Source organism: Micrococcus sp. HSID17227 (assembly GCF_003989405.1).
Taxonomy (GTDB): domain Bacteria; phylum Actinomycetota; class Actinomycetes; order Actinomycetales; family Micrococcaceae; genus Micrococcus; species Micrococcus luteus.
Genome location: NZ_RBLN01000396.1, coordinates 1 through 1267, shown reverse-complemented (window position 1 = coordinate 1267; position 1267 = coordinate 1). Strand labels below are relative to the sequence as shown.

2 protein-coding genes are annotated in these 1267 nt (G+C 78.8%); both read left to right on the top strand.

The annotated features are described in order from the left end of the window. The coding region (locus tag D8M29_RS12185) for a type II secretion system F family protein (protein ID WP_174233368.1) at positions 1–696 on the top strand (696 nt) is incomplete at its 5' end. A gap of 176 nt (positions 697–872) precedes the next feature. Continuing rightward, positions 873–1106 (top strand): DUF4244 domain-containing protein, encoded by a 234-nt coding sequence (locus D8M29_RS12180; protein ID WP_036336908.1) that lies wholly within the window; start codon positions 873–875, stop codon positions 1104–1106. The last annotated feature ends 161 nt before the right edge of the window (positions 1107–1267 follow it).

Here is a 1267-nt window from a genome sequence, read left to right as displayed (position 1 = left end):
GTCTCCCGGCAGCTGGCCCATAGCCTCGAGGCGGACGTGGACGCGGCCCGAGCCCGCCGCTCGCCCGCGGCGGGGCCGGGCGCGACGTCCCTGCTGCTGCAGTGTCTGCCCCTGGGCGGCCTCGGCCTCGCGTGGCCGCTCGTCACCTCCCCGGGGGACCTGGTCCGCTCGCCCCTCGCTTCCGTGGTCGCCGCGGTGGGTCTGCTGTTCTGGCTGGCCGGGCGGTCCTGGACGCGCCTGCTGCTGCGTGCGGCCGCGCGCGAGCCGGCGGCGGTGGGGGCCGCCGTCGTGCTGGACGTGCTGGCGGCGCTGCTCAGCGCCGGCCGATCCCTGCCCGCCGCGCTGGACGACCTCGGCCGGACCCTGCCGGGCGCCCGCGGCCTGCGGGCCACGGCGGCGCTGCTGCTCTGGGGTCGGGACTGGGACGAGGCATGGGTGGGCCTCGATACGGACCCGGTGTGGGCCGAGACCGCCGCCCGACTGCGTCCGCTGCACCGGTCCGGAATGGCCGGCGCCCGCACGCTGGCCGAGACCGCCGCCGCCGTCCGTCAGCAGACCCGGCGGGCGGACGAACGGGCGGCCGAGGAGCTCGCAGTGCGCCTGGTGATGCCGCTGGGGCTGTGCCTGCTGCCCGCCTTCGTGTGCTGGGGCGTGGTGCCCGTCGTCATGGCCCTGCTCGGGGCGGGACCGGGCTGAGGCCGTGGCGACGCCAGGGCGTCCGGTCCTGCACAGGGCCCCGATCGCCCCGGCCCATCCCCGGATCCGCATCGCCCCCGGCGCGCGGGCCCCGGAGCGGGCCAGCCTGGGACCAGCGGCCCGGCCGGGCCGTCACCACCGCCCCGCACCGCGGGGCCCACTCCAGGAGGACCACCATGACCCACCGCTCCCACTCCGCCCAGCCCGCCGTCACCCGCCCGAGCGAGCGCGACCGCCTCGCCCGCGTCGTCGACGCCGCGGGCGAGGAGACCGGCGCGATCACGGCCGAGTACGGCATCCTCACGCTCGCCGCCGTGGGCTTCGCGGGCGTGCTGGCCGTCGTGCTCACCAGCCCGGACGTGCAGTCGCTGCTCGTGGACCTCGTCACCGGGGCGCTCCAGCGTGACTGAGCACCCGACCTCCGCCCCGCCGTCCGCGCGCCGTACGGGCGCCCGGACGGCGGGGCGGCCCCGGGGGCTCCGGGGCGGCGAGACCGGGGCCGTCACGGCCGAGTACGCGGTGCTGCTGCCCGTGATCGCGTTCGTGCTCGTGTCCGTCCTGCTGGCCGGCA

Bases quoted from the DNA above. Each gene is read 5' to 3' on its own strand.
- D8M29_RS12180 (WP_036336908.1), top strand. From the start codon at position 873: ATGACCCACCGCTCCCACTCCGCCCAGCCCGCCGTCACCCGCCCGAGC.